The organism is Marinobacter sp. Hex_13, assembly GCF_001566815.1.
Classification (GTDB): Bacteria; Pseudomonadota; Gammaproteobacteria; order Pseudomonadales; family Oleiphilaceae; genus Marinobacter; species Marinobacter salarius.
The window spans coordinates 1-25,189 of sequence record NZ_LSMM01000024.1; the positions used below are offsets into that span (position 1 = coordinate 1).

General features: G+C 55.7%; 19 protein-coding genes. 6 read left to right on the forward strand and 13 right to left on the reverse strand.

Features of this window, described 5'->3' with window-relative positions; translation table 11 throughout:
• Window positions 1-112 precede the first annotated feature (112 nt).
• Window positions 113-1,477 carry a KamA family radical SAM protein gene (locus tag AXW11_RS05215; protein ID WP_091644260.1) on the reverse strand — a complete coding sequence of 455 codons (1,365 nt, stop codon included), beginning with the start codon at window positions 1,475-1,477 and terminating at the stop codon, window positions 113-115.
• Window positions 1,478-1,995: 518 nt separating this feature from the next.
• On the opposite strand from AXW11_RS05215, the gene aceE reads away from it, so the two are divergent.
• The 3 genes from aceE (at window position 1,996) to AXW11_RS05230 (ending at window position 7,929) form a co-directional block, all read left to right on the forward strand.
• Window positions 1,996-4,674 (forward strand): pyruvate dehydrogenase (acetyl-transferring), homodimeric type, encoded by a 2,679-nt coding sequence (gene aceE, locus AXW11_RS05220; protein ID WP_075194332.1) that lies wholly within the window; start codon window positions 1,996-1,998, stop codon window positions 4,672-4,674.
• A gap of 10 nt (window positions 4,675-4,684) precedes the next feature.
• The gene (gene aceF, locus AXW11_RS05225) at window positions 4,685-6,370 is read left to right on the forward strand and encodes a dihydrolipoyllysine-residue acetyltransferase (RefSeq protein ID WP_075194333.1); all 1,686 of its coding nucleotides are present in this window, start codon (window positions 4,685-4,687) and stop codon (window positions 6,368-6,370) included.
• Between the two features lie 302 nt (window positions 6,371-6,672).
• Window positions 6,673-7,929 carry an NADH:flavin oxidoreductase/NADH oxidase family protein gene (locus AXW11_RS05230; RefSeq protein ID WP_091644257.1) on the forward strand — a complete coding sequence of 419 codons (1,257 nt, stop codon included), beginning with the start codon at window positions 6,673-6,675 and terminating at the stop codon, window positions 7,927-7,929.
• Here the strand turns inward: AXW11_RS05230 and AXW11_RS05235 are convergent.
• The 12 genes from AXW11_RS05235 to AXW11_RS05290 form a co-directional block, all read right to left on the reverse strand.
• Complete coding sequence (locus tag AXW11_RS05235) at window positions 7,912-8,856, reverse strand: 5-oxoprolinase subunit C family protein (protein ID WP_041333813.1); 945 nt, start codon at window positions 8,854-8,856, stop codon at window positions 7,912-7,914. The genes AXW11_RS05230 and AXW11_RS05235 overlap by 18 nt on opposite strands.
• Window positions 8,846-9,538, reverse strand: a complete 693-nt coding sequence (gene pxpB, locus AXW11_RS05240) for a 5-oxoprolinase subunit PxpB (protein WP_075194335.1) — start codon at window positions 9,536-9,538, stop codon at window positions 8,846-8,848. Before pxpB ends, AXW11_RS05235 begins: the two co-directional genes overlap by 11 nt.
• Window positions 9,535-10,269, reverse strand: coding sequence for a 5-oxoprolinase subunit PxpA (locus tag AXW11_RS05245; RefSeq protein ID WP_075194336.1), 735 nt, complete (start codon window positions 10,267-10,269; stop codon window positions 9,535-9,537). Before AXW11_RS05245 ends, pxpB begins: the two co-directional genes overlap by 4 nt.
• A 30-nt stretch (window positions 10,270-10,299) precedes the next feature.
• A complete protein-coding gene (locus tag AXW11_RS05250; RefSeq protein ID WP_083637123.1) occupies window positions 10,300-11,607 on the reverse strand; it encodes a TRAP transporter large permease in 1,308 nt (435 codons plus the stop codon).
• Window positions 11,607-12,125 (reverse strand): TRAP transporter small permease, encoded by a 519-nt coding sequence (locus AXW11_RS05255; protein WP_075194338.1) that lies wholly within the window; start codon window positions 12,123-12,125, stop codon window positions 11,607-11,609. Before AXW11_RS05255 ends, AXW11_RS05250 begins: the two co-directional genes overlap by 1 nt.
• Window positions 12,126-12,191: 66 nt before the next feature.
• Complete coding sequence (locus tag AXW11_RS05260) at window positions 12,192-13,157, reverse strand: TRAP transporter substrate-binding protein (RefSeq protein ID WP_075194339.1); 966 nt, start codon at window positions 13,155-13,157, stop codon at window positions 12,192-12,194.
• Between the two features lie 53 nt (window positions 13,158-13,210).
• Window positions 13,211-14,026 carry a putative hydro-lyase gene (locus AXW11_RS05265; RefSeq protein WP_075194340.1) on the reverse strand — a complete coding sequence of 272 codons (816 nt, stop codon included), beginning with the start codon at window positions 14,024-14,026 and terminating at the stop codon, window positions 13,211-13,213.
• Window positions 14,027-14,106: 80 nt separating this feature from the next.
• A complete protein-coding gene (locus tag AXW11_RS05270; protein WP_075194341.1) occupies window positions 14,107-15,024 on the reverse strand; it encodes a LysR family transcriptional regulator in 918 nt (305 codons plus the stop codon).
• A 313-nt stretch (window positions 15,025-15,337) separates the two neighbouring features.
• Window positions 15,338-16,693, reverse strand: coding sequence for a hypothetical protein (locus AXW11_RS05275; protein WP_075194342.1), 1,356 nt, complete (start codon window positions 16,691-16,693; stop codon window positions 15,338-15,340).
• 314 nt (window positions 16,694-17,007) lie between these two features.
• The gene (locus tag AXW11_RS05280; protein WP_075194343.1) at window positions 17,008-18,363 is read right to left on the reverse strand and encodes a hypothetical protein; all 1,356 of its coding nucleotides are present in this window, start codon (window positions 18,361-18,363) and stop codon (window positions 17,008-17,010) included.
• Window positions 18,364-18,446: 83 nt separating this feature from the next.
• Window positions 18,447-19,865 (reverse strand): hypothetical protein, encoded by a 1,419-nt coding sequence (locus AXW11_RS05285; RefSeq protein WP_075194344.1) that lies wholly within the window; start codon window positions 19,863-19,865, stop codon window positions 18,447-18,449.
• A 393-nt stretch (window positions 19,866-20,258) separates the two neighbouring features.
• The gene (locus AXW11_RS05290; protein ID WP_075194345.1) at window positions 20,259-21,344 is read right to left on the reverse strand and encodes an OprO/OprP family phosphate-selective porin; all 1,086 of its coding nucleotides are present in this window, start codon (window positions 21,342-21,344) and stop codon (window positions 20,259-20,261) included.
• 280 nt (window positions 21,345-21,624) lie between these two features.
• Here AXW11_RS05290 and AXW11_RS05295 point away from each other — a divergent pair, with 280 nt between their 5' ends.
• The 3 genes from AXW11_RS05295 to AXW11_RS05305 all read left to right on the forward strand — a co-directional run bounded on the left by AXW11_RS05295 (window position 21,625) and on the right by AXW11_RS05305 (window position 25,186).
• Window positions 21,625-22,353 carry a TorF family putative porin gene (locus tag AXW11_RS05295; RefSeq protein ID WP_053113982.1) on the forward strand — a complete coding sequence of 243 codons (729 nt, stop codon included), beginning with the start codon at window positions 21,625-21,627 and terminating at the stop codon, window positions 22,351-22,353.
• A 283-nt stretch (window positions 22,354-22,636) separates the two neighbouring features.
• A complete protein-coding gene (locus AXW11_RS05300) occupies window positions 22,637-23,938 on the forward strand; it encodes a TolC family protein (RefSeq protein ID WP_075194346.1) in 1,302 nt (433 codons plus the stop codon).
• A 63-nt stretch (window positions 23,939-24,001) separates the two neighbouring features.
• Complete coding sequence (locus AXW11_RS05305) at window positions 24,002-25,186, forward strand: efflux RND transporter periplasmic adaptor subunit (RefSeq protein WP_036208657.1); 1,185 nt, start codon at window positions 24,002-24,004, stop codon at window positions 25,184-25,186.
• The last annotated feature ends 3 nt before the right edge of the window (window positions 25,187-25,189 follow it).

The window sequence follows — 25,189 nt, forward strand, 5'->3', positions numbered from 1 at the left end:
TTAAGGTCATCAAACGGATGGCCTATGGCTACCGGGACAACGACTACTTCTTCCTTAAGATAAAAGCAGCGTTTCCCGGTAAAGTGCGATGAACCTTTTTTATGAGGCCGGGTTACCCGTTGCCCTTCTTCATCTGCTCATACTCATCCTCAAAGAAGAACTTCTCTTCCCCAAGGGCCGGTTCCAGCTCATGCAGCCAGGTGGCGGTTTCGCTGTACTTGGCAAAGAACGGGCGCTGTACCCAGTCCGGGTTGCGGGCCTGGATGAACCGGAGCACGAACACTTTCTCGCCGTTAATCTCGGTGATGCCCTGTACCTCAACCTTGCCGGGGCCAGCGCTCATTGACGGGCCGCGGGCGGTGCGAGCCAGGCCTGAAACCTGCTTCATGGCTTCGCGGTAGATATTGAAGGCTTCCACCAAAGGCACTTCGAAGTAGTTCTTGGCACCGGTGTCCCGCTCCACAAACATGTAGTAGGGGATGATGCCCAGCTGTACTTCCTTATCCCAGAGCTTCGCCCAGTCGTCCGCGTTATCGTTTACGTGTTTGATCAACGGGCCCTGGGCGCGGATTTCGGCACCGGTGGCGCGCAGGCGGCGGATGGCTTCTTCCGCGATATCGGTGGTGATTTCCTGCCAGTGGTTGTAGTGCGCCATGATCGCCACGTGCTTACCGGCGTCCACGAGGCGGGCAAACAGGTCAATCAGTTCGTCCGCATCCTTGTCGGTCACGAAGCGGTAGGGCCAGAAGGTCAGGGCCTTGGTGCCGATGCGAATGGTCTGGATGTGGTCAAACTCCGGCTGAAGTAATGGCTCCAGATATTGGACCAGGTTCTTGGTTTTCATCACCATGGGGTCGCCGCCAGTGACCAGAAGGTCGCTGACTTCGGTGTGTTCCTGGAGGTAGCCGTGAAGCTTTTCCGCTTCGGTACTGGCCATCTTCAGGTCCTTGTCGCCCACGAACTGCGCCCAGCGGAAGCAGAAGGTGCAATAGGAATGACAGGTCTGGCCCTGGGCCGGGAAGAACAGAACAGTTTCACGGTATTTGTGCTGAACGCCGTCCAGTACTTCGCCGTTCAGTTCCGGCATGTTCATTTCCATCTGGCCGGCCGGGTGCGGGTTCAGCTCGTCGCGAATTTCTTTCGCCACGGCCTGTATTTCTTTCTTTTCCGCGCCCTCACGATGCATCTTTGCCATGCGCTCGTAATGCTCGTCCTTCAGCATGCCCTTCTGGGGAAACACCAACTGGTAAAGTGGGTCATTCGGCACCTTGTTCCAGTCGATCAGCTCATTGATCACGTATTCGTTAACGCGGAAGGGCAGCACGCTGGCCACGACCTTCATTTCAAACAGGGTCTCTTCAGGGAGATTCTGGATAACGTCAATTTTATCGAGCTGGCGGTCTGTGTAGACCTTGAAACGCCGCTCTTCGAACTCGGCGGTTGGAATCCGGTTCGGGAACGTGACGATGGAGTTCATAGATCGCCCTCTTTGGTTGTGAGCCATATTCTGGAGGGGTGGACGTTGCCACCGCTCCGCTGGTCAAAAAACGGGCAGGCGAGTATACATAAATATGAAAGTATTTTCAGGTCTAATCAAATTGGTAGGAATCCTACGACCTTGGTCTGAATGTGCTTGTTTGAGAGAGAAAAAGGCGCCATTCTTACGTAAGTAACCGAAATAGTCCGACAGGCTATGGTGAATTTTCCTCAAAAATTGAACTTTCATGCCGAAATGTAGTAAAAATACTACCTAATCGTCGGTATGGTTGTGCCGGTATGTGAATGCTACCTGATTCGCTTGGCCAAAAGCCGAGTGACGCAAGGGCGCTTCAGGCAGTAAAACTGGCGATCGTGTTCTATGCTTGTTCAAGGTAACGAACTGGCGGATACCCATAATAAAACGCTCTGCATTTCATCGCAGCTTATCGATATTGCAAGGCGCTCAGCTGCTGATCGTGGCGTGCGCTGCACTTTTTAATGCCAAGGGGAGGTTTGATGTACCAGGACGATGATCCCATAGAGACCAGTGAATGGCTGGATGCGCTGGAGTCTCTGATCGAACAGGAGGGCGTTGATCGCGCCAAGTACATTCTCGAAAGGCTCTCCGAACGAGCCAGCCGCGACGGCACCGAGTTGCCCTATTCCATCACCACGCCCTTCCGCAACACGATTCCTGTCACCCAGGAGTCCAGGATGCCGGGTGATCTGTTCATGGAGCGGCGTATTCGCTCGCTGATCCGCTGGAACGCCATGGCCATGGTGCTGCGGGCCAATCAGCGCCCGGGTGATCTGGGCGGGCACGTGTCATCCTTCTCCTCGGCGGCCACATTGTACGATGTTGGCTTCAACTACTTCTTCCACGGCGGTGACGAGAAGCGTGAATCGGATCTGGTGTATTTCCAGGGCCATTCCTCTCCGGGCATTTATGCCCGTTCCTACCTGGAAGGGCGTTTTGACGAAGCTCAGTTGGACAAGTATCGGGAAGAGGTTGACGGCGACGGCCTGTCATCCTACCCGCACCCCTGGCTGATGCCGGATTACTGGCAGTTCCCCACGGTATCCATGGGGCTGGGGCCGATCCAGGCGATCTACCAGGCCCACGTGATGAAGTACCTGGACAGCCGCGAGCTGATCGACATGGGCGACCGCAAGGTGTGGTGCTTTGTCGGTGACGGCGAATGCGATGAGCCGGAAACCCTGGGGTCCATCTCTGTGGCCGGCCGCGAAAACCTCAGCAACCTGATTTTTGTCGTTAACTGTAACCTGCAGCGTCTCGACGGCCCTGTGCGTGGTAACGGCAAGATTATCCAGGAACTGGAAGGCGTGTTCCGCGGAGCCGGTTGGAACGTACTGAAAGTGGTCTGGGGCCGCATGTGGGATCCCCTGTTCGAGAAGGATCAGGACGGCCTGATGCAGCGTGTCATGGACGAAGCCGTTGACGGCGACCTGCAGAACTTCAAGAGCAACGGTCCGGCCTACACCCGTAAGCACTTCTTCGGTAAGTACCCGGAGTTGTCCAAGATGGTGGAGAACCTCACCGACGAGGACATCAACAAGCTTAACCGCGGTGGCCACGATCCTTATAAGGTCTATGCCGCCTATCATCACGCCATTCATAACAATGGCGGGCGGCCGACGGTGATTCTGGCCCATACCATCAAAGGTTATGGCTTCGGTACGGCCGGCGAAGCGCAAAACACGGCACACTCGCTCAAGAAGCTCGATATTGAGCAACTGAAGGCCTTCCGTGATCGCTTTGCGGTGCCGCTGAAAGACGAAGAGCTCAAGGACGTGCCCTACTACCGGCCTGCGCCGGACAGTCCGGAAATTGTCTACATGAACAAGCGCCGGCAAGAGTTGGGTGGTTTCTATCCCAAGCGTCGCAAGGACTGTCAGCCGTTGCAGACGCCGCCACTGGATACCTTCAAGAACTTGCTGGAAGGCTCCAACGGTCGTGAGATCTCCACCACCATGGCGTTCGTGCGATTGCTGACGGCTCTGACCAAAGACAAGCGCATCGGTAAGCGAATTGTTCCGATCGTACCGGACGAGGCCCGTACCTTCGGGATGGAGGGCATGTTCCGCCAGATGGGTATCTACACCTCTGAAGGCCAGAAGTACGTGCCGGAAGACCGTGACCAGATCATGTACTACAAGGAAGACAAGAAAGGTCAGGTGCTTGAGGAAGGGATCAACGAAGATGGTTCCATGGCGGCCTGGATGGCAGCGGCGACCTCCTACAGCACCAACAACTTCCCGTTGATACCGTTCTACATCTTCTACTCCATGTTTGGTTTTCAGCGTGTGGGCGACCTGGCCTGGGCGTCGGGTGACATTCAGGCCCGGGGTTTCCTGGTGGGTGGTACCGCCGGGCGCACAACGCTGAATGGTGAAGGTCTGCAGCACCAGGACGGTCACAGCCATATCCTGGCCCAGACCATTCCCAGCTGTAAGGCCTATGACCCGGCTTACGGTTACGAAATGGCCGTGGTGGTCCAGCATGGCATCAAGGAAATGTTTGAAGACAACCAGAACGTCTTCTACTACCTGACCATCGAAAACGAAAACTACGAGCAGCCCGCCATGCCGGAAGGCAAGGACGGCAAGAAAGTGGAAGACGGCATCATCAAGGGCATGTACCTGCTGGATTCCGTTGAAACCAAGGGCCGTAAGAAAACGCCACGGGTTCAGCTGATGGGCTCCGGCGCCATCCTCAACGAGGTGCGCGCGGCGGCGGAACTGCTGAAAGAAGACTTTGGTGTTGCCTCTGATATCTGGAGCGTGACCAGCTTCAATGAACTGGCCCGTGACGGCCTGCACATCGAGCGCTGGAACCGCCTGCACCCGGACGATACGCCCAAGAAGTCGTACCTTACTCAATGCCTGGAGAAGCAGCAGGGGCCGGTGGTGTCGTCCACCGACTACATCAAGCTGTTGTCTGAACAGGTGCGGGCGTACATTCCGAAAACCTATCTGACCCTGGGCACCGATGGTTTCGGTCGCAGTGATACGCGCGAGAAATTGCGCAGCCACTTCGAAGTGGATCGTTACTACGTGGCGGTGACCGCGCTGGCAGCCCTGGCAAGGGATGGCGAAGTCAAAAACGACGTGGTTCTCGAGGCTATGCGCAAGTACGGAATCGATCGCAACAAAACGAACCCGGTGCTGAGCTAAGGAGACCGCCATGAGTGAACAGGAAATCAAGGTTCCGGATCTCGGCGGTGCAGACGAGGTCGAGGTTATCGAAGTGCTCGTCAGTAAGGGAGATTCGGTTGAGGAAGAAGATCCGATACTGACGGTGGAGTCCGATAAAGCATCGGTAGAACTGCCGTCACCGGGTGCCGGAAAAATTACCAAGATCACCGTCAAAGTGGGTGACAAGGTCAAGGAAGGCGATGTCGTTGGCATGATGGAAGCCAGTGGCGACACTGGTGGCTCGGATGACGACAAGGATTCTGGCGAAGACGCCAAGTCCGATGAGAAAGACGAGGCGGAAGCCAAGTCGGACGACAAAGAAACCAAGTCTGAAGAGAAAAAGCCGGCACCGAAGAAATCCGGCGGTTCCCGTAAGGAAACCGTGAAGGTGCCCGCGCTGGACGGCTTCGACAATGTGCCGGTGATCGAGATCAACGTCAGCGAAGGTGATGAGGTTGAGGCGGACGATGCGCTGGTGACCGTGGAGTCCGACAAGGCCACCATGGAGATTCCGTCTCCCTATGCCGGCAAGATTGGCAAGATTCTGGTGTCCGAAGGCGACAAGATCTCCGAAGGTCTCGATCTGGTTGAAGTGACCATCGTGGAAGAGGGTGGTGACGAAGGCGAAGAGGACGCGTCGTCCGAGGCGTCTGAGTCTTCCGGCAAGGAAAAGCAGGAAGGTGAGCCTGAATCGAAAAGCAAGCCTTCCGAACCGAAACCGGAGCAGCCCTCGGCAACCTACGAGCCACCGGCACCGGGTGCCAAGGTTCATGCTGGACCGGCGGTGCGTAAGCTGGCCCGTGAATTCGGCGCGGATCTGACTCGCATCAAAGGTTCCGGCCCGAAGAGTCGCATCCTGAAAGACGATGTCCAGGCGTACGTGAAAAGCCAGCTGCAGCAGACGCAGCAGGGCAGCACCGTGGCTGGTGGCGGTGGCGCCGGCATTCCTGGTGTGAAACTGCCGGACTTCAGTCAGTTTGGTGAAATTGAGCGTGAATCCATGTCGCGCATGATGTTCGCTACGGCGAACAATATGCAGCGTAGCTGGCTGAACGTGCCTCACGTCACCCAGTTCGAGGACGCGGATATCACCGACATGGAAGGCTTCCGTAAGGCCCAGAAGGCAGCCGGCGAGAAGAAAGGTGTGAAGATGACACCGCTTCCGTTCCTGCTGAAGGCCTGCGCCACGGCGCTGGCGGAGTTGCCGCAGTTCAATGTGTCGCTGGATATGGACCGCAAGGAAGTGATCCGCAAGCAGTACATTCACATTGGGATTGCGGTGGACACGCCTCACGGGCTGATGGTGCCGGTGATCAAGGATGTCGACAAGAAGGGACTCTGGGAGCTGGCGGCGGAAAGTGCGGACCTGGCGCAGAAGGCGCGGGACAAGCAGCTTAAGCCGGCCGAGATGCAGGGTGCCTGCTTTACCATCACCAGCCTGGGTGGTATCGGTGGCACGGCGTTCACGCCGATCGTGAATACGCCGGAGGTGGCGATTCTTGGTGTCTCAAAGGCGGCGATGAAGCCGGTCTGGGATGGCAAAGATTTCCAGCCGCGGCTGATGCTGCCATTGTCGCTGTCCTACGACCACCGCGCGGTGAACGGGGCTGATGCGGCCCGGTTTACCTCGGTGTTGAGTCAGTTGTTGGGGGATATTCGGTCCCTGCTTCTTTAAGGCTGGCAGTTCTGTTCCGTGGCCTTCGGGCTGCGGAGCGGTCGCGAGGCCGGTCAGGTTATTCAGAACACGCCCGTGGATACGTCCCTGTAGGGCTCGGTCGCGCCATCCCTGGCGCTCCCCGGTTCTGAATAACCTGACCGGCCTCGCTTGTTTTGGCTTTGTGGATATCTCCTGTTTTCATACTGACTTGTATGTCACCGCAATTGGTGCGGCATTCCGGCCAATGCAGCCATTCTGTTTACTCGCCATGATCGGCCCTCGTCCTTGGAAAATTCCAGGCATCCTACGGAGACCGATCAATGAACCCTGCCGAACTGCTTTCCCAGCCGCTAGCCCTGAAAAACGGGGCGGTGATACCCAATCGATTTGCCAAATCGGCCATGAGCGAAACCCTTGGAACCATGGATAACCGTGTGACGCGGGATCTGCCACGGCTTTATGGCACTTGGGCGGATGGCGGGATCGGGTTGTCGATCACCGGGAATGTGATGATTGATCGGCGACATATTGGTGAGCCAGGGAATGTGGTGCTGGAGGATGAGCGGGATCTGGACCTGTTGCGAGAATGGGCGAGGGCTGGTTCACGCAACGGGTGCCAGCTGTGGATGCAGCTCAACCATCCCGGTAAGCAGAGCCCGAAAATGCTGAACAAGGCGCCGGTGTCGCCCAGTGCGGTTCCGTTCCGCAAGGAGTTGCAGGCCATGTTTGCGACGCCCCGGGCGCTGGAGGTGTCGGAGATTGAGGAGATTATCCAGCGGTTCGCCAGCAGTGCAGCGATTGCAGAGAAGGCGGGCTTTTCCGGGGTGCAGATTCACGGCGCGCACGGCTATCTGGTGAGTCAGTTTTTGTCGCCACACCATAACGTTCGGGAGGATGAGTGGGGCGGTAGTCCCGAGAATCGGATGCGGTTTGTGGTGGAGGTGTACAAAGCCATCCGCGCGGCGACCGGCGGGCAGTTCAGTGTGGGCATCAAGCTGAATTCGGCGGATTTCCAGCGGGGTGGTTTTACCGAGGAAGAGTCGTTAAAGGTTATCGAGACCCTGACGGAGCTCGGCATTGATCTGGTGGAGATTTCCGGTGGCAATTACGAAAACCCGGCGATGGCGAAAGGTGCCAAGGGTGTGAATGGCGCGAAGGCCAGCACCGTCGCCCGGGAGGCGTATTTCCTGGAATTTGCGGAGAAGGTGCGCAAGCGGGTGGACGTGCCGTTGATGGTAACCGGTGGTTTCCGCACCGAGTCAGGCATGGCGGAAGCTGTGGCATCGCGGGCTACAGATCTGGTGGGCCTGGCGCGGCCACTGGCGGTGGAGCCGGACTTCCCGAGACGCATTATGGCAGGGCAGGCATTTACCAGTTCCGTGAAACCCATTCGCACCGGCATTCGCTTGATTGATGAGATGGCGCTGATGGAAGTGAGCTGGTACACCCGGCAACTCGGACGCATGGGTAAGGGTAAGGCACCAAAGAAGCACGACCGGGGTGTGCTGTCTTTGATGGAGGTGCTGGCGGTGATGACGTCGCGGGGCGTGCGTACCCGGCTACGGGCCGGCGAGTGATGGTTTGAAGGTTTCCAGCTTGTGGTTGAAAATCGCGCGTTGGGCTTCGGCCTCTGCGACGTCCGCAAGGTAAAAACGGATCCGTGTCCCGGGCCCACGTTGCGCCAGTTGGCCAGCATCCAGGGCGCTCAGGCAGCCTATTTTTGGGTAGCCGCCGATGGTTTGCCGGTCTTTCATCAGGACGATCGGCTGGCCGTCACTGGGCACCTGAATGGCACCATAGGCGATGCCTTCGGAGATGATGCCGTCCAGCTCAGAGTGTATAGGGTCGCCGGTTAACCTATAGCCCATGCGATCGATTCGCTGGCTGACCTCGTAACAGCCCGTGAAGAATTTCATACGCTCACCAGCAGAGAAGTGCGCGTATTGGTAGCTGGGGATCACACCGATGTGGAGGTCCTGGTTATAGTCCGGAATTTCCCCGGCTGGCAGGCTTGCCATGGTCTTTGGATGGCTGCGGTCAAACCCGATGCAGTCGCCTTTGGCCAGCTTTTGCCCGCGTCCATCCAGACCCCCAAGGCCTTCGCGCACGACGGTGGCGCAACTACCCAGTTTTACGGTGGGCTTCAGTCCCCCGGCGACGGCAAGGTATGCCCTTAGTCCGGCCACCGGCATGCCGAATTCGATACGGTCTCCCCGGTGGATTTGATAGGTATGCCAGGGTGCTGCCGCCTCTCCATTGATCTGCGCTCCGAGGTCCGCACCCGTGAGCGCGATGCAGGTATCCTCATGGGCCAGCAGGCTCAGTTTTCCAATATTGATCTCGATCTGCGCTGCCTCCGGTGGATTGGCGAGCAGGCGATTGGCCCAACGAAAGGCATGCTCGTCCATGGGGCCGCCGGTGGTCACGCCAATGTGCTGATAGCCGTACCGGCCAGGGTCCTGCAATAAGGCCAGCATACCGCCATCCAGAACTTCAAAACTCATCGAGGCTGCCTCCCAGGTCCAGATACTCCTGGCGGTCAATCGACCGGAACCGCACCCTATCCCCTACTGATACCAGCGCCAGGGAATCGCTGTCCCAATCGATCATTCTTTGAGGTGTGCGACCGACTATCTGCCACCCGCCCGGCGTGGCGCTGGGATAGATGGCGGTCTGCGAGCCGGCAATGCCAACGCTCCCGGTGGGTATTTTCTGTCGGGGCGTGGCTTTGCGGGGCAGGGCAATGCGTTGGTCGGTAATGCCAAGGTAAGCGAACCCCGGGCTGAATCCGATGGCGTAGACGCGGTAGGTCTGCTCACTGTGGATGCGCACCACTTCGTCCCGGCTCAGGCCGGAATAGTCACACACCTCGTCCAGGTCCAGGCCTACTTCGGCGCCGTAGTAGACCGGCAACTCAATGGTGCTGGAACCGCTTTCATCCGGCGCCTCCTGTTCGCCCTCGCTCAATGCCTTGCGCAGCCGGGACGCGATGCCGAAGCGGTCGGTCCTGTCGGCGTCATAGCACACCAGCACGGAGGTATACGAAGGCACCAGGTCAATCACCAGGTCCGACAGGTTCTGGCGAATGGCCTCCGTGGCCCACTTGACCTGGCCGGCGATGTCATCGCTGATACGGTCACCAAAGTAGACGATGCACGTACTTTCGTTGACGGCTTCAATGATCATAGTGACTCGACGACCTGCCGCATGTGCCTGGCCGCTTCTACAGCATGCTGGCTGTCGCCATGAATGCAGAGGGTGTCGGCCTTTATCGGGATACGTTTGCCGGAGATCGACGTGACGCTGCCTTCGGTGATGATCTGTGTTACCTGCCTTTCTATGGCTTCCGGCGTGTCGTGAACCGCGTTCTTCACCGAGCGTTTAACCAGTCGGCCTTCGTCGCTGTACGCACGGTCGGAAAACGCCTCGAACCACACATCGATGCCCACGTCGGCGGCCAGCGCCAGAACCTCGTCGGCATCGGGGGTTGCCATGACCACCAGGGGGCAGTGGGGCGCATAGTTGCGTACCGCAGCCATCACCGCTACCAGGGTTGTGCGGTCTACTGCCATTTTGTTGTAGAGCGCGCCGTGGGGTTTGATGTATTCGATGGCTGTGCCGTGGGTGCGGCAGATGCCGTCCAGCGCAGCGATCTGATACACCAGCAGGGCCTGGAGTTCCTCAGGCGCAAACTCCATGTCACGCCGGCCGAAACCCAGCAGGTCCGGATAGCCGGGGTGCGCGCCGATGGTGACCTTCTCGGCAATCGCGGTTCTGACGGTGCGGTCCATGGTCAGCGGGTCTGAGGCATGGAAGCCGCAGGCAATATTGGCCATATCAATGTAGGGCATGACCTCGGCATCCATGCCTTTGGTCCAGCTACCGAAGCTCTCGCCCATATCGCAGTTGAGTTTCATTGGTTGTCTCCAGAAACAAGTGAATGTGCGCTAGCCTCGGCTCATGGTCTGAGGGAGGTAGGTGACAATTTCCGGGAACCAGCCGATCAGAAACAGTGCTGCCATGATCAGCAGGAAAAAGGGTAGCGCGGCCCGGGCAACGTAGAGAATGTCTTTCCCGGTCAATGCCTGGATCACGAACAGGTTAAAACCCACCGGCGGTGTGATTTGTGCCATCTCAACCACCAGAACAATAAAGATGCCAAACCAGAGCATGTCGATGCCGGCCTGCTGGACCATGGGCATGACCACAGCGACGGTAAGAACCACCACGGAAATGCCATCCAGGAAACAGCCCAGTAGAACGAAGAGGGCAGTCAGGCAGACAAGCAGTTCGAAAGAAGAGAGCGACATGCTGCCAATCCATTCCGCCAACTCTCTTGGAATGCCGAGAAAGCCCATGGACAAGGTGAGAAAGTGCGCGCCCACCAGAATCAGGCCAATCATGCAGGAGCTTTTGACCGCGCCCAGCAGGCTTGCCTTGAAACTGTCGGCGTTCAGGGATCCGGTGACAGCCGCCAGCAACAGGGCGCCAAAAACGCCGAGTGCGGCAGCCTCGGTGGGTGTGGTAAAGCCGGCATAAATCGAACCAAGCACAAATACAATCAGGCCCACAATCGGCAGCAGCATTCGCAGCGCCTTGATCTTGGCTGAGAACGAGATGTGCTCTTTCTTATGCTTGGGCATCTCATCCTTGTTCAATGCCGCCCACACCATGGTGTAACCCATGAACATGGCCACCAGCATGAGGCCGGGCAGGGCGCCGGCGATAAACAGTCGGCCGATGGACACTTCAGCCGCCACGCCGTAAACAATCAGAATGATGGACGGCGGTATCAGCAGCCCAAGGGTGCCGGAACCGGCAAGGGTGCCGACAGCCATGCGGTCGCTGTAACCCTGAGCCTTGAGCTCGGGCAGGGTCATGCGGCCAATGGTGGCCGCCGTGGCGGCCGACGAGCCGGACACCGCGGCGAATATACCGCAGCTGAGAATGTTTACGTGCAGCAGTTTGCCCGGTAAACCACCCATCCAGGGTGACAGTCCCTTAAACAGGTCCTCGGACAAGCGAGTACGGAACAGAACCTCGCCCATCCAGATGAACATAGGCAGTGCGGTCAGAGACCAGCCGGTGCTTGCGCCCCAGCTGGAGGTTGCGAACAGAAGGCCGATCTGGTCGTTGCCGGACAACAGTAGCCCGAGGACGCCAATGCCAACCAAGGTCAGTGATACCCAAACGCCAAGCGCGAGCATCAATATCATGGAGGCAGCGAGGGCGATGGAAAGCAGCGTGGTATCCATCAGATTTCCTCCAGATTGATGTCATCTTCGTGCTGTTGGTAAGAAGGCACACGTTTTTGCAGCACGGCGATAAGGTCGTCGAGGATCGCGATCGTAAGCGCTAAGGTGCCCAGGCCCACCGGGATCTGAGGGATCCACAGTGGAATAGGAATGTAGCCGTGTGAGACCTCCTCGAAAACGTAGGACTCCCACACCATGTGCCAGCAGTAGAATGTCATAAAGCATGCAAGGCCGAGGCCAAGGATGAGTACCGCCAGCTCCTGAGCGAATCGCGCCCGGGGGGACCATTTCTGGATGACCAGGGTCACCCTGATGTGGCCACCTTCGTGAAAGGTGTAGGCAAGCCCGAAAAATGTGGAGGCAGCGAGTGCGTATCCGGACACGTTTTCAGCAGAAGGGATGATAAAGCCGAACAGGCGGCCGACAATCTGCACCAGAATCACGACCATGATCAATGCAATACAGAACCCCGCTGCGTAACCAGATGCCAGGTAAAACTTGTCTCGAAGGGTACTCATGGAAGATGCCTCCCAAGGCGGCTTTCCCGCTGGAATGCCAGGGGAAAGCGTCTTGTGAATGGACCGTTAACGGTAGTTTTGCAGAATAGTGCCGACTTCCTTCGGAGCTTCTTCTTCCCATTCCTGGATCATGATGTCGCCGATCTTCTGAAATTCCTGCATCAGCTGTTCGGATGGCTCGGATACTTCAATACCGTTCTCTGCCAGTGTCGCCGTGTCTTCGGCGGCGGTTACACGAACGCCATCCCAGCCTTTCATTTCGGCTGCCGCGGCGGCATCAAGAATGACCTGTTGTTGTTCGTCACTCAGGCGGCGAAACGCGCGCTTGTTGACAACAACGACGTTTTTGGGAATCCAGGCTTTGATGTCGGTGTAGTGAGAAACATAGTCCCAGGCCTGACCGTTGGCTCCGGTTGACGGTGATGTGATCATTGCGTCGATGATGCCGGTGCTGAAGGCTTGTGGAATCTCCGGTACCTGAACCGTGGTTGGTGTGGTGTTCATGAGGTCTGCGAGCCGGGACGTTGACGGGCTGTAAGCGCGCATCTTCAGGCCTTCCAGATCGCTCATCCTATCGACAGGGGCCTTTGTATAGAGGCTCTGGGCAGGCCATGGCACCGAGTAGAGCAGCTTCATGCCCTCTTTATCGAGTTGTTTTTCCACCTCGGGCTTCGCCGCCTCCCAGAGCCGCTTCGCGTCGTCAAAGCTGGTTGCCAGAAACGGAATGTTGTCGTGCTTGAACACCGGATGGGTGTTGCCCATGATGCCGATGAAGATCTCGCCCAACTGAACCTGCCCCGTGCGGACGGCCCTTGGAATTTCCGGATGCTTGACCAGTGAGGCACCGGAATGGACGGTGATGTTTATGTCGCCGTTGGTGCCCGCCTTGATGTCTTCAGCAAACTCATAGGCGATTTTGGTTGGCAGGTTGGCATCGCCGTAGGGTGTTGGCATGTGCCATTGGGCGGCGTTGACTGCGGTGGTTAAGAAAGCCCCTGCCATCAGGGTGGCTGTCGCAAGTTGCTTGAACATATCGATTCTCCCGTTCTTTTGTTGTTGTTGCTTTGATCATCAATTGGCAGTCGCTACAGCACCGCCAGTTCTTCATTGAGCCGCTCGGTGAGCAGCATTTTTCCCGGTACGTGAGTGATCGCGATCGGGGGGCGTGCGTTTTCCAGGGCAACCTGCGGCGTCACGCCACAGGCCCAGAAGACAGGTAATTCATCACTGCCGATGGTGACGGCGTCACCAAAATCCGGGGTATGAATGTCCGTGATACCAATCAACGCGGGGTCGCCGATATGAACCGGAGCGCCGTGTGCATTTGGTAATCTGGTTGTGATCTGGATCGCCCGGATGGCATCCGCAGCTTTAAACGGCCGCATGGATACCACCATGTTGCCGTGGAACCGGCCGGCGGATTGTGTGGTAATGCCTGAGCGATACATCGAGACGTTCTGTCCGTGCTCGACATTCCTGATCGAAAGCCCGGCACGGATCAGCGCGTCTTCAAACGAGAACGAACAGCCGAGTACGAATGTTACGAAATCGTTGCGCCACACATCCCGGATGTCAGTGAGCGTTTCGGCCCGTTCGCCGTTCCGGAACACCTGGTACTCGGGAATGTCGGTGCGGATATCCAGGTCTCGACCAAGGCCGGGAAGCGCCGGATTACCGATCTGGGAAACGCCGATAAGAGGGCAGGCAACGGGATTGCTCTGGCAGTAAAGAAGAAAGTCGTTTGCCCAGTCCGCCGGCAGGATAACAACATTACCCTGAACCAGACTGTGCGCCGTGCCGCTCGTTGTGGATGTGTGGGTACCGGAGCGAATGTTTGCGCGCAGTACAGATACCTGATCAAGCAGGCCTGCCTTGAAGTCTGAATATTCGCTGGTATTCATTTCGGGTACCCCTGATTGACATTATTGTGTCGTTATTGTTCAGGTTATCCTTATGAGCGAAAAAGTCTAATTATGGTTTTTTAGGTTTGGTGATAAGTTTTCGTGATGTCTGGCTCCTCGTACCGCTTGGAAACCTTGACCGCCAGGTTGGCGGCTAACTCGGCAATCGGATTGAAGGGTACGCTGGGGTAGGAGGCTGTAAATGCCAGCTGCGAGGGTGTCCATGCAGCATCCAGTGTGATCAGGCGGCCGCTTTTCAGCCCGTCTGCGATCACGCTCAGTGGCAGCGCTGACACCCCTATCCCGTCCAGAGTCAGGCGGCGGCATGCCGCCAATGAGCTCGACGAATAGAACCGGGCGGGTAACTCGTCCAGCTCGCTGAATTTCTGGCTGATTTCCGCAAAGGGTTTGGTGTTCCTGGCGTAGGTAATGATCGGCCACTGTGCCAATTCCTCGAGCTCGAGCCGTCGATTCGGCAGCTTCAGTGTGGGGCTGGCTACCCAGATCAGGGGGAAGCTACACAGGTTCTGGTTTTCAATCTTCGGTTCCGACACAGGCCCCATCAGGAAGGCGAGGTCAAAAGTTCTGTCCATCAGGCCGGTACGCAGGTTTCCGGTGACATCAACCGTGACCTCGACATCCAGATTCGGCGTGTTCTCGTTCAGCTCGCGGAAGAAGTACGGCAGCCAGGAATGGACAATGGTTTCCGAAACGCCAAGTCTCAGGATGCCGGACAGCAGAGCTACCCTGTCTGCTCGTTTGCGAAGCTGCTGCGACATGGAGACGATTTTCTCGGCGTACGGCAGCAGTTCCTGCCCCCGGGTGGTCAACATGGTGCGGCCGGAATCCCGCTCAAAAAGCTGAACGCCCAGTTCCTCTTCAAGCGCCGCTATTCGGTTGGATATTGCGGGTTGCGTGGTGTTTTGCCGCTCCGCCGCCTTGCGAAAGCTCCCGAGGGTAGCTACCCAGATAAAAGTTTCCAGACGTTTAAAGTTCATGGGCGTTCTTTGTGGGGTAAAGGATACCGTGTCAACCAGTTCTGAATGAAGAGTGTGAATACATACTGGAAGCTTAGCTCAGGCTAGCTAAAGATATAGAAAAGATTGTGGGTCGCCTGAAAGTGACCTTCGAAGGCCTACCCGGCAATACAAGGTCTCGCCGGACTTATTACGACCGCTTGGGGATGTGGGGTAAGTCAACTACGTAGTGGGAGGGACGCTTACGCTGGATATCAATCCCTGGCGCGCCAGAGAAATAACGGCCGGGCTACTGCCCGGCCGTTATAGCAAGGATCATGAGATTACACGATCATCAGTAGCTAATGTTGACCATAGCGACAACCTTGTAGGTGTCCTCAGGGTTGTCTCCGTAAAAGTCTCCCATGAAGCCATAGGATCCACGAAGGCTGAGGTCATACACGCCGGCGAATTTTTTGCCGAACTGGGCAGCGACTTCAGTGCCGAGGCTCGAGCCGTTAGCCTGAGTGGCGCTGTCGGGCGCGTCGTCGGCAACCCGGAAGTAACCGGTGCCGTACTTCAGGTAGTAGTCGTTAGAAAGCTTCTGATCACCCGAGACCATTAGCCCCATCAGACCGTATCCCTGGTAAGCTGCATCGTAAACTGACTTAGCCCCCTGAGAACCATTGTTGTAGTAGTAGTCTGTTCCGAAGATTTGCAGATTACTGCTATTCAGCTCCCAGCCTGACTGGTTTGCAGCGAAGCGATCTGCACCATTGCTGCTGTCGTCAGCCGGAATGTAGATGCCGTGAATCTTGAGGCTCGCGTTGCCCCAGTGTCTCTGGGCGTACAGGTTCAACATGTAGGTGTCGCCATCTGTTGCGTCAGAGTCGAGCCCGGACGACTTTTTGTAAAGTACCGAGCCGCTATAGGCCATTTGGTCATAGGTATAGTCGGCGTAGGCACCGAGATAGTTGTCATCCGTTCGAGCCGCCGTACCATTCAGAGCAACCTGACTGCTGTTGCTGATCTGGGCTCCGGTGAGGCCGTAGTGGAAAACCTCGCTGGGGTGAAGCTCGGCGCTCACCGTGTAGAAGTCCACGTCGTCTGCGGAATCTCTATCGTTTTCTTCCCACTTGAACCAGCCACCTGTCAGCGTGGCCATGCCAACATTGCCCGCAAAGGAAATGCCATTCATGTCGTCGTTGGTGACGAAACTCTCGTACTTGCCGAAGCCATAGCCCTGGATGCCCGCCCGTACCTTCCAGTCGCTGTTTGGCACCTTCAGTTCAGCGTAAGCATTTTTGGTTTCAACGCCAACGCCATCGGCGCTGAGCTTGCCGCAATTGTCACCCTGGCAGCTTCCCGTCTCACCCCACGGAGAATCGAACTCACCGTACCAGACTACAGTCACGTTATCGTTGAGGTCGCCGCTGATCTTTGCGCGCAGGCGCTGATCTACAAAGGCACTGCTGTTGTCGTTGGTCTCGTCCAGGCTCTGCGACGTGGCCTGAAGGCGGTAATAACCGTTCACTGTGAAGGGCGAATCGCCATTCTTAAGTTTCTCCATTTCTGCTGTCAGTTGATTTATTTCAACCTTCAGGTCTTCTACAGTCGGTGACGCACGTCCGACCGGCTCTGCGGCCAAAGCCGGCGTTGTTGCTACAGCCATTGCCAGCGGAGCGGCGAGTGTTCTCAGCTTATTGCGCATGTGCACATTCCCTTTTAGTCTTTTTGTCAAGTCATTTATTTTTTTCGAGCCACAACATAGTTGTTTTTCTTACAAAAAAGACATTAGATTACTGTCCGTCGAATTGCAACATTTTGTCTGTTAGACTTTTGGTTACCAGTCGCCGTGTGCGGAAACCATGCAGGTGCGGCGGCTCTCCGGGCATTTGTGCCCCAGCAAAGCCCGGTGAAGATAGGAAAGCGCGCGTTTTTTGGCCCCATCTGTGTCAGTGCGAGCCGTGTGTTGAGGGTGTCTTCAGGGTAGGCAATGGATGGCATCGCCGGGCTCTGAGCCTGTCAATATATGTATATTTTTCTTGCGCCCTGGTTATCACTTTCTTCATTAGTTAATACGAGTAATCGAAACGCTCCCCTATTTTTCACATATGAAAAATCAATAATAAAAGAGCTTATTTCATGCATGGGTGAAATCGAAAACCCGGATTCGGGCGTATCACTGTCCCAGCTTGCTTTGATTAACGAATCTGGTCCTGAAGCGGATGTTAAGCCAGAAAGCCCCGGCCTTCTTTTTCTGAGATAGGTTACAACCGATCCATTGTTCACAACCGCTTTCCTGGGAATGGACAGATGTTCTTCGTTAACGGAAAAGGCGTAATCGGGTGATGTAATGATTTTCCTGTCCTTCAGGCGTTTCGTTAGTCTTGGCGAGGATACCTTGCCGAGCCCGAGTTGTGGCGAAGACTTCCAGCTTGAGTTCCGCAATTCAAGATTGGCTTCATTTACTATGATTGAGGTAGCGTTGTCGATAGGGAAGTAGGAAAAAATCATGTTTCCAGCATCGGCCGGGACAACGGAGTCATTTCGAGCATTGGTCTGTTTCCCGGAAGTAACTGCTATTTTTCCAATGTCACCTTGCAGCAACTCGTATCGTTGGGTGTGCAGCTGATTATTGATAAACCGTAACGCCACATTCTCGGCTTTTTCGGATTCTTCCTGCAGCGTTTGCCCCGAGATTTCAAAAAGCTGAGAGAAGATCTTTGTGTATTGTCCCTTGCCTGAAATATCCCGGTCCTGACCCCATACTACGGCAACCTCCGGGTTCGGATCTGAGTCTGACTGGCCAACTGACAAGAAAATGGCTTTCGAATTTTTGATGCCTGATGTCAGTTCATCAATTCTTTTAACCCTGCCGCCATCGAAGAGTCCCAGTACCAATGCCGAATCTGACAGGAAAACCAGTTGACTGTCTTTCTGGCTGGGCCGAGGCAGCGCCTCAACCATTTTAGGGCTGAAATCTTCCGGCAGTGGGAGAATGCTCGGAGTGTAGGCTTCGGCTCGTATTTCACCCCCGTCCTGATTGGCTTTGTCAATCAGGACGGAAAGAAAGTATTTTTGAGAATCGGTGGACTTTATAGAGAGTGCCGTCTTATCTCTGACCTGGAGAACCTCAAGAGTCAGGCCTTCGTCGATGGGTCCGGAACTGCCAAACTTTACATCGAATCCCTTGACGGTGAGGCGCCCCAGCAGTGCGAGAAACTCTTTATCGGTGTTCAGGTCCTCAATATTCGATACCACCCTGATGCTCTTCTTTCCTGTCCACTCCGACAGCGAATCCAATGGTACATCGTAGCCTTGGGCCTGAGCATTGGATGCGGCAGAAAAAATCAGGAAGATCACGAAAAACGGCTTCATAAATCTATGCCTCTTAAAAAAGTTGAGGCCCCGTTACCGGCGCCTCAACTTGATTGCTTCCAGTCGTTATTAATCAGCCGGGCTCAGTAATTCCAGTTCAGCTCGAGCATTGCAACATAGGCCGCATCGTCTGCGCCGGTGGCATCCTCAACGCCCTTGCCGGGCAGGAAACTGGAGAGTACCAGCCTTGGAGCAAAGTACTGGTTAGCCTGGTACTTTACAGCCACATCAAGTTCGGTGCCGGCATAACTGTCCACCGATCCGCTGGCGGTGCTGAGCGTTTCAAGGCCGCCCGTTTGCTGGAACCACATGGGAAAAACCTGTGCCTGATATGACAGCTTGGGCGAGATCGACGCTAAATTTCCCGAACTGCCAACAGAGAGCATGATCTGGCCTGGGTTGTTACCGGTGCCGGCATTGGAAATGCCGCCGTACCCAGCACCACCAGGGCCAGCCTGGTCAAGGGCGAGACCGAAAAGGCCCGATGCTATCGCCTGGTTAGAGTTTGGCTGCCATCCCATAAACTGGCCGTCAATACCGATCAGGGGCGAATATCTGCCGATGTCGGTGATGCCCAGCCAGCCCTCTACATCATTGTCGGTAGGGTCGTCATCCCCACTTGCTACGCGTAGTGCTACAAAGGGGTTGAAGGATTCACTAACCGGGTACTCAAGGCCCGCGTAACCGGCATAGGCACTGATGTCATCGCCATTGTCGAAACTACCGGTCACGCCCAGCACCTCGGCCCGTACCTTTATGGCGCCAATATTTCCGATGTATTCGACACCGTAATAGGTTGCCTTTGCACCTTGCTGCTGGTTGTCGCTGTATGTCAGGATCGGGGAGATACGACTACCTTTTCCCAGATCAAAATCAAACTTTGAAGCAAACACGTCCCAGTCCAGTTCACCGTTAGCAGGGTTTGCTCCAGGAGCCTGGATGTTGGAAATCAGCCCATCTGTAATCGGCATCCAGAAAACATCGTAGCTACCGAACGAGGTCTTGCCGGTGGCGCCGAACAAGGGGTGGTCGTCGCCATATAGAAGGCCGCCTGAGGCGAGGTCCAGATTCTTGAAGGTCCAGCCGCCCTGCAGGGTAAATGCGGGATCAAAGGTATAAGTGAAGAAGGCCTGCTCCAGGCCAAATCTCTCGCCTCGGAATGCGCGATCAACAGAATTGGCATCAAGGGAAAAGTCATTCTCAAGAAGTATTTTGCCTGTCCAGTTATCGCCAGTCGCCACCACTCCAAGCCTGACCTCAGCCCTGACGTGCTCATCTCCAACCTGAACAGCGCCAGCAGAAGTGCCGGTAGCGCCATCGTCGACGCTGCTGTCCAGATCGAAATTAGAAAAATAGGTTGGTTGAAACTTGCCTTGGGTAAGTATATCCAGCTTGATTCCTGAAGCTGTCGGGACCTCCACCGCTAAGGCAGCAGGTATGCCGTTTGCGGCTATCAGCGCCCCCAAAAATCCCTGACTGATTCGCTTTTGTATTGTTTTCATCGATCCTCCAGCGTCTCTAGAACGAGATTGTCGTTATTGCAGCCCAAAAACAATAAGGCTGTGTTCTATCTAGCAGAAAAGCCTGAAATCGGCAAGTCTACGGCACGGCAAAATGTGTCTGGCAGTGTTGCACTAAAACAAATTTACAGATGCTGGCAGTCGGCGCCCGAAAGCCGGCTGGCAGGGGTGCGGGGCAGGCACTAAAAAAAACAGGGCAGGCCAGTGCCTGCCCTGAAAATCAGAGCACGTCATTAATGATCGACTTGACTCGACTCGGGTAAAGCGTATCAAGCCAACCTTAACCAGAGCTGAATTTTCCGATTATATTTTGATGGTGATGTTTTCTGTATCGGTTTTCAGCCAGATATAAGTTTGATCGGGGATTCCGTGCGGTCAAAATGCATATTGCAACCTTGCACGGATTTCATCTCCGCTTTCGCCATTGGCTTCTTCGCCATCCATGTAGCTCATACCCAGTCGAACATTCTTGTTGGCGTAATAATTAACGCCCAGTGTTGTTTGCTCGCCGTCGGTCGTGGCCAGCCCCACGTCACTGTATTTTCCGTCACCATCTTCAAAGCGGGCAACAACTTCCCAGGCCCCTTTGGGCGATGCCGGTTTTACCCGCTTGAATGCTCCGGCTTTGTATGGACGGCTTTCGCCAGTGATGATCCAGCCAAGCTGTACGTAATAACCATCAGCATTCACCTGACCTTCCTCGGAATCGAAATATTCGGCCTGGGCATGGAAGGGTCCGGAAGCGCCGGCCAGTTCCAGATTAAACGTGTCGACCTCATCGGCCTGGACATCGGCGCCGCGCGTGGTATAGCCCGCACCAAGATGAGCAACCATATTATTCGTTTGAATCGGTGCAAAAGTGCCCCGTGCGGTTACTGCCGTGTTATTGAAGTCGTCGCTGCCATCGCCGTCTGCTTCGAAATAGCCGATACCGTAGGTCCAGTTGCTGCCTTTGCCGCTGAGCTGGATGCCGCCGCTGCGACCGGGGGCATAACGCTCGGTCATGGCAGATCGCTCAAGCGCTGAGATGTCTTTTGAACTCGTTAATTCTTCCAGGCCGAATGGCTCTTTCTGTTTACCGATAGTCACGGTTGCAGCTGAGCCAAATCCCATGTAACGAATGTACAGGTCTTCAGCAGTACCGCCGTCGGCGCCATCACTTTCAGCGACGTTGAACTGGGTCTTGTACGCCCAGTCGCCAAAGTGGCCCTTGGCGTAGAGGCGTGCCCGGCGCACATCGAAATCGGTAGTGTCAACACCGTTGTCGTCAGACTGCGTGGCGTCGTAATCCCACTGAATGCGCCCGCCGAGCTGAAAAGACGCAGAGTTATCCGACACTTTCACTTTGATACCGCTGTCGGTATCGATCACAAGGTCTTCGCCGCTGGTCGTAACGTTTCCGGCCTGTGCAGCAGAAGCGGCAGAAATCGCCAAAGCCAAGCCCAAATATTTCTTGCTCATGATCTGTCTCACCTTTTTCGGTTTGCTTGTGTGTGTTGAAGCGCGATTAAAGTCTATTTGGCAAAGATTACAGAATGGTTACAGAGAATGCATCAAAACAGGGCGCTGGTCCGGGCCGGTGACAGGTTCTGGGGCGCTAGGTGTTGCGGTCGTTTTTCGGGGGCAAGCTCAGAATGTGCCGATTTGTCTCTATAATTATGATAAAAAAGAATAAATAAGATGTGGCAAGACTTTTGCTGATCATATTTGGAGCAATGAAACCCAACCGAAGGTATCCATTATGAAGAAGCAGTTTTTCACCAAATCCGGATTTATCAGTATCACTTTGCTTGCAGCACTTCAGGCTGCGCCCGCCATTGTTAGCGCTGACGTCAGCTCAAATGTGAGCGCCAGCAGCAACTATCTGTTCCGGGGCGTCACCCAGACAGACGGGGCTGCGGCTGTCCAGGGAGGGTTGGATTATGAGCATGCGTCGGGCTTCTACGCCGGTGGCTGGGGTTCCAATGTCGATTTTGGTGACGGCACCAGCTATGAGCTTGATCTTTATGCCGGATTCTCCGGCTCTGTGGAAGAACTGGGTTATGACGTTGGGTACATTTATTATGCGTATCCTGACGCGCCGGACTCCATTGATTTCGGCGAACTTTACGGCGAGATCAGCTATGGCATTGCTGCTGTAGGCCTAGCCTACACGATCAACAGCGACACCAGTGGTGATGGGGTGTTCGTGCAAGGAGATGCCTATTACTACGCCTCTGTTGGGGTGCCTCTGCAGGACAGCTACAGTGCCGGTGTGACGCTTGGCTATTACGACTTCGCTGATGACGGCAAGGCTTCTGTTGGCGAGGCAAGTTATTCACACGTCGCCGCCAACGTTACCAAGGATGCGGGAAACTTCGGTTCCTTCAGTGTTAACGTGGAGTACGCGGACATTGAGTCAACCGACGCGCTTGGCTCTGTCAACTCCGATGACCCGAAGTTCTGGCTGGGTTGGAGCAGGAGTTTCTGATCGGACCAGCGATCACACGCAATTCAGATCTTAAACAGAAAACCGGACCAAATGACGGGCCGGTTTTCTGTTTATCGTGCAAGAACCCGCCATCGTACGCCCGCCTCAACGCCGGGTGACTCGACATCCTCGCCCTTACCTCTGCCTCCTGCTGCCAAAACTCACATATTATCTGGTGTCTGAATTTCAAACTGTATTAAAGGTTTGTCTGTAAGGTCGTTCCAGATTCCCACGCAAAAATGCTGACTCACTGACCTCAGTCAAACAGCCAGGATGATACTGAATGAACAAACGATTGTTGTTGTGCGCGATGATAGTTCCGGGAGCCTTGGCCGTCTCTCCTATGGTGTCGGCCCAGGCAAAAGAGAGTGTGTCGCTGAAAGAATATCAGCAGGCCAAAGCCAGCCAGGCTGTTTCCCTGAACCAGGCCATGGTGATGGCTTTCGAGAATAGCCCGGTATTGGCTTTGAGGCGGGCCGCGGTCTCGATACAGCAGGGACAGCTTGATCATGCCAGCCGCTGGGCGCCGAGCAATCCAGAGTTTGAGTTGGGGGCCCGTCAGACCCCGGATCAGGCCGACGAGTCCCTTGAATATGGGGTGAGGGTTACTCAGGAAATCTGGATGGGTAACCGCGGCGACCTTGGCCAGTCGCGTGCCCAGAGCAATCTCACGTCCCGGCAACAGGAGCTTGAATACCTGAAGGTAGCCACCAAGGCGCGGGTGCGGGCCGCCTATTTCCGGATACTGCTGGCTCAGAAAGAGTTGGAAACCGCAACCCGTGCCGTTGACCTTATGCAGCGCACCAAAGACCTGGTTGAAATGTCCGTAAAACAGGGTAAACAAACCCGGATTGATCTCAATACCGCAGTCATTGGGCTTGCCAGGGCCCGGAATCAAAAAGCCTCGGCGGAACAAAAGCTCGAGCAATCAAAAATTGACCTTACCGAAGTGCTCGGGGTGTCCCCCTCCGATGCCGTTGGGGTGACCGGCGAGCTTGATGTGACGCTCGAAGACCTGCCTCCGACCAGCCAGCTTGTCGAGATGGCACAGAGTCAAAGAGCGGACCTGAAAGCGGCGGCCGCCAGAATTGCAGCGGATGAATCTGGCCTTGAAGTTGCGAAAAGCCTGACGATTCCAAATCTGAAAGTCTTCGGATTTTATGATCGTGAGGAAGGCTCCAACCTTTTCGGTGCAGGGGTGTCGATGCCTTTGACCGTTTTTCATAATTATTCCGGTGAGCAGAGACAAGCTGCTGCGCGGCTGAAAACCTCCGAGCTTGAGGCAGAGGCCTTGCGCCTGGCTACAGAGCGTCAGGTTGTGTCGGCTGTGGCCCGGTTTGAATCCACCGCCGTTCGGCTGCGCCAGATGAACGAGTCGATCCTGGAGCGTTCAGAGGAAACATTACAGTTGATGCAGAAAGCACTTCGGGCGGGCAAGGTCGGTGCCTCGGATGTTCTGGCGGCACAGGACAATCTCCTGTCGGTAAGGCAGGAATACGTTCAGGCGCAGAATGATTATATCGATGCCGTCCGGGCGCTGGAGATAAGCACAGGAGGTGCTCTGTCGATGTCAGCCGGTTCCTGAGGGTATGAAACTCAAAATTGACCGTTCTCTTAGTACCGTTCTCTAAATATTGAGGGTGAATGAATGATTCGCAATCTGAAGATACTGTTAATAGTTGTCGGCGCTCTGAGCTTGCAGCAGGCATACGCTGCCGGAGAAGCCGAGGGTGACCAGCACGAAAATGAAGAAGCCGAGCATGCCGGAGAGGAAAACCAGTCCCGCCAGATCCATCTGACGCCGGAGCAGACAGAGTTACTGTCGATTCAGACTGTGGCGGCTGCCAAGGGGCGCGCTGGCGCAATTGTTACGGCACCTGCCGAGATTCAGTATGTGCCGGACCGCGTGGCCGAGGTTGGTCCGCTGCTGGAGGGAAAACTGACAGGGTTGGCGGTTGATCTGGGGGATCGTGTCAATAAGGGGCAGTTACTGGCAACCCTGAACAGTGTGGAGCTGGCCCGGATTCGCTCCCGGTTAATCTCGCTGGAGGCCCGCAAAGAAGCGGCCGAGTCTGACTACAATCGTGAAAGGGAGTTGCAGGGACAGGGTATTTCCAGTGAAGAAGAGTTCCTGGATGCCAAGGCTGCCTTTCTTGAAACAAAAGCGGAGTACGATTCCGTGCGGGAACAACTGGCGGTTTACGGCAGCGAGTCGTCAGGTGACAGTGGGGGGCTGGCGCAATACGCGCTCCGCTCACCCATTGAGGGGCGTGTCGAGCAGATGCATGTTCGTCTGGGGCAAACGCTGAGTCCGTCGGATACGCCTTTCATCGTGGCGGATGCCTCGGTGTTGTGGGCCATTCTTCAGGTGTCCGAATCCGATATTGACCAGATTTCAACGGGAGACGAGGTTCAGATTTCCTCCAGGGATTCAAGTTCTGACCGGTTTCACAGTGGGCAGGTATCCTGGGTGTCGAGCATGCTCGATGAAAAGACCCGCACCATCCCGGTTCGCGTTGTGCTGGAGTCTCCCAGAGGCGACCTTCGCCCGAATACCTATGCCACGGCCAGAATCATGACGGAATCGGAGGCCTCACTGCCGCTGGTTCCGGATGATGCGGTTCAAACCATTGGCGATGACTCCGTTGTGTTTGTTCCGGGCGATGAGAAAGGGGCTTACAAGGCGGTTCCCGTCACGCTTGGCAAGGAGGCAAACGACTGGATCGAGATCAAGTCCGGCATTAGCGCAAACACGGAAGTGGTTTCAGTAGGCGCTTTTGATCTGATGTCGGCCATTACCGCCAGTGGCCGCAGCGCCGCTCACGGACACTAAACC

Bases quoted from the DNA above. Each gene is read 5' to 3' on its own strand.
- AXW11_RS05290 (WP_075194345.1), bottom strand. From the start codon at position 21,344: ATGAGCAAGAAATATTTGGGCTTGGCTTTGGCGATTTCTGCCGCTTCT.
- AXW11_RS05305 (WP_036208657.1), top strand. From the start codon at position 24,002: ATGATTCGCAATCTGAAGATACTGTTAATAGTTGTCGGCGCTCTGAGC.
- AXW11_RS05235 (WP_041333813.1), bottom strand. From the start codon at position 8,856: ATGAGTTTTGAAGTTCTGGATGGCGGTATGCTGGCCTTATTGCAGGAC.
- AXW11_RS05245 (WP_075194336.1), bottom strand. From the start codon at position 10,269: ATGAAACTCAACTGCGATATGGGCGAGAGCTTCGGTAGCTGGACCAAA.
- AXW11_RS05270 (WP_075194341.1), bottom strand. From the start codon at position 15,024: ATGAACTTTAAACGTCTGGAAACTTTTATCTGGGTAGCTACCCTCGGG.
- aceF (WP_075194333.1), top strand. From the start codon at position 4,685: ATGAGTGAACAGGAAATCAAGGTTCCGGATCTCGGCGGTGCAGACGAG.
- aceE (WP_075194332.1), top strand. From the start codon at position 1,996: ATGTACCAGGACGATGATCCCATAGAGACCAGTGAATGGCTGGATGCG.
- AXW11_RS05285 (WP_075194344.1), bottom strand. From the start codon at position 19,865: ATGAAAACAATACAAAAGCGAATCAGTCAGGGATTTTTGGGGGCGCTG.
- AXW11_RS05215 (WP_091644260.1), bottom strand. From the start codon at position 1,477: ATGAACTCCATCGTCACGTTCCCGAACCGGATTCCAACCGCCGAGTTC.
- AXW11_RS05230 (WP_091644257.1), top strand. From the start codon at position 6,673: ATGAACCCTGCCGAACTGCTTTCCCAGCCGCTAGCCCTGAAAAACGGG.
- AXW11_RS05265 (WP_075194340.1), bottom strand. From the start codon at position 14,026: ATGAATACCAGCGAATATTCAGACTTCAAGGCAGGCCTGCTTGATCAG.
- AXW11_RS05300 (WP_075194346.1), top strand. From the start codon at position 22,637: ATGAACAAACGATTGTTGTTGTGCGCGATGATAGTTCCGGGAGCCTTG.
- AXW11_RS05275 (WP_075194342.1), bottom strand. From the start codon at position 16,693: ATGCGCAATAAGCTGAGAACACTCGCCGCTCCGCTGGCAATGGCTGTA.
- AXW11_RS05260 (WP_075194339.1), bottom strand. From the start codon at position 13,157: ATGTTCAAGCAACTTGCGACAGCCACCCTGATGGCAGGGGCTTTCTTA.
- AXW11_RS05280 (WP_075194343.1), bottom strand. From the start codon at position 18,363: ATGAAGCCGTTTTTCGTGATCTTCCTGATTTTTTCTGCCGCATCCAAT.
- pxpB (WP_075194335.1), bottom strand. From the start codon at position 9,538: ATGATCATTGAAGCCGTCAACGAAAGTACGTGCATCGTCTACTTTGGT.
- AXW11_RS05295 (WP_053113982.1), top strand. From the start codon at position 21,625: ATGAAGAAGCAGTTTTTCACCAAATCCGGATTTATCAGTATCACTTTG.
- AXW11_RS05255 (WP_075194338.1), bottom strand. From the start codon at position 12,125: ATGAGTACCCTTCGAGACAAGTTTTACCTGGCATCTGGTTACGCAGCG.
- AXW11_RS05250 (WP_083637123.1), bottom strand. From the start codon at position 11,607: ATGGATACCACGCTGCTTTCCATCGCCCTCGCTGCCTCCATGATATTG.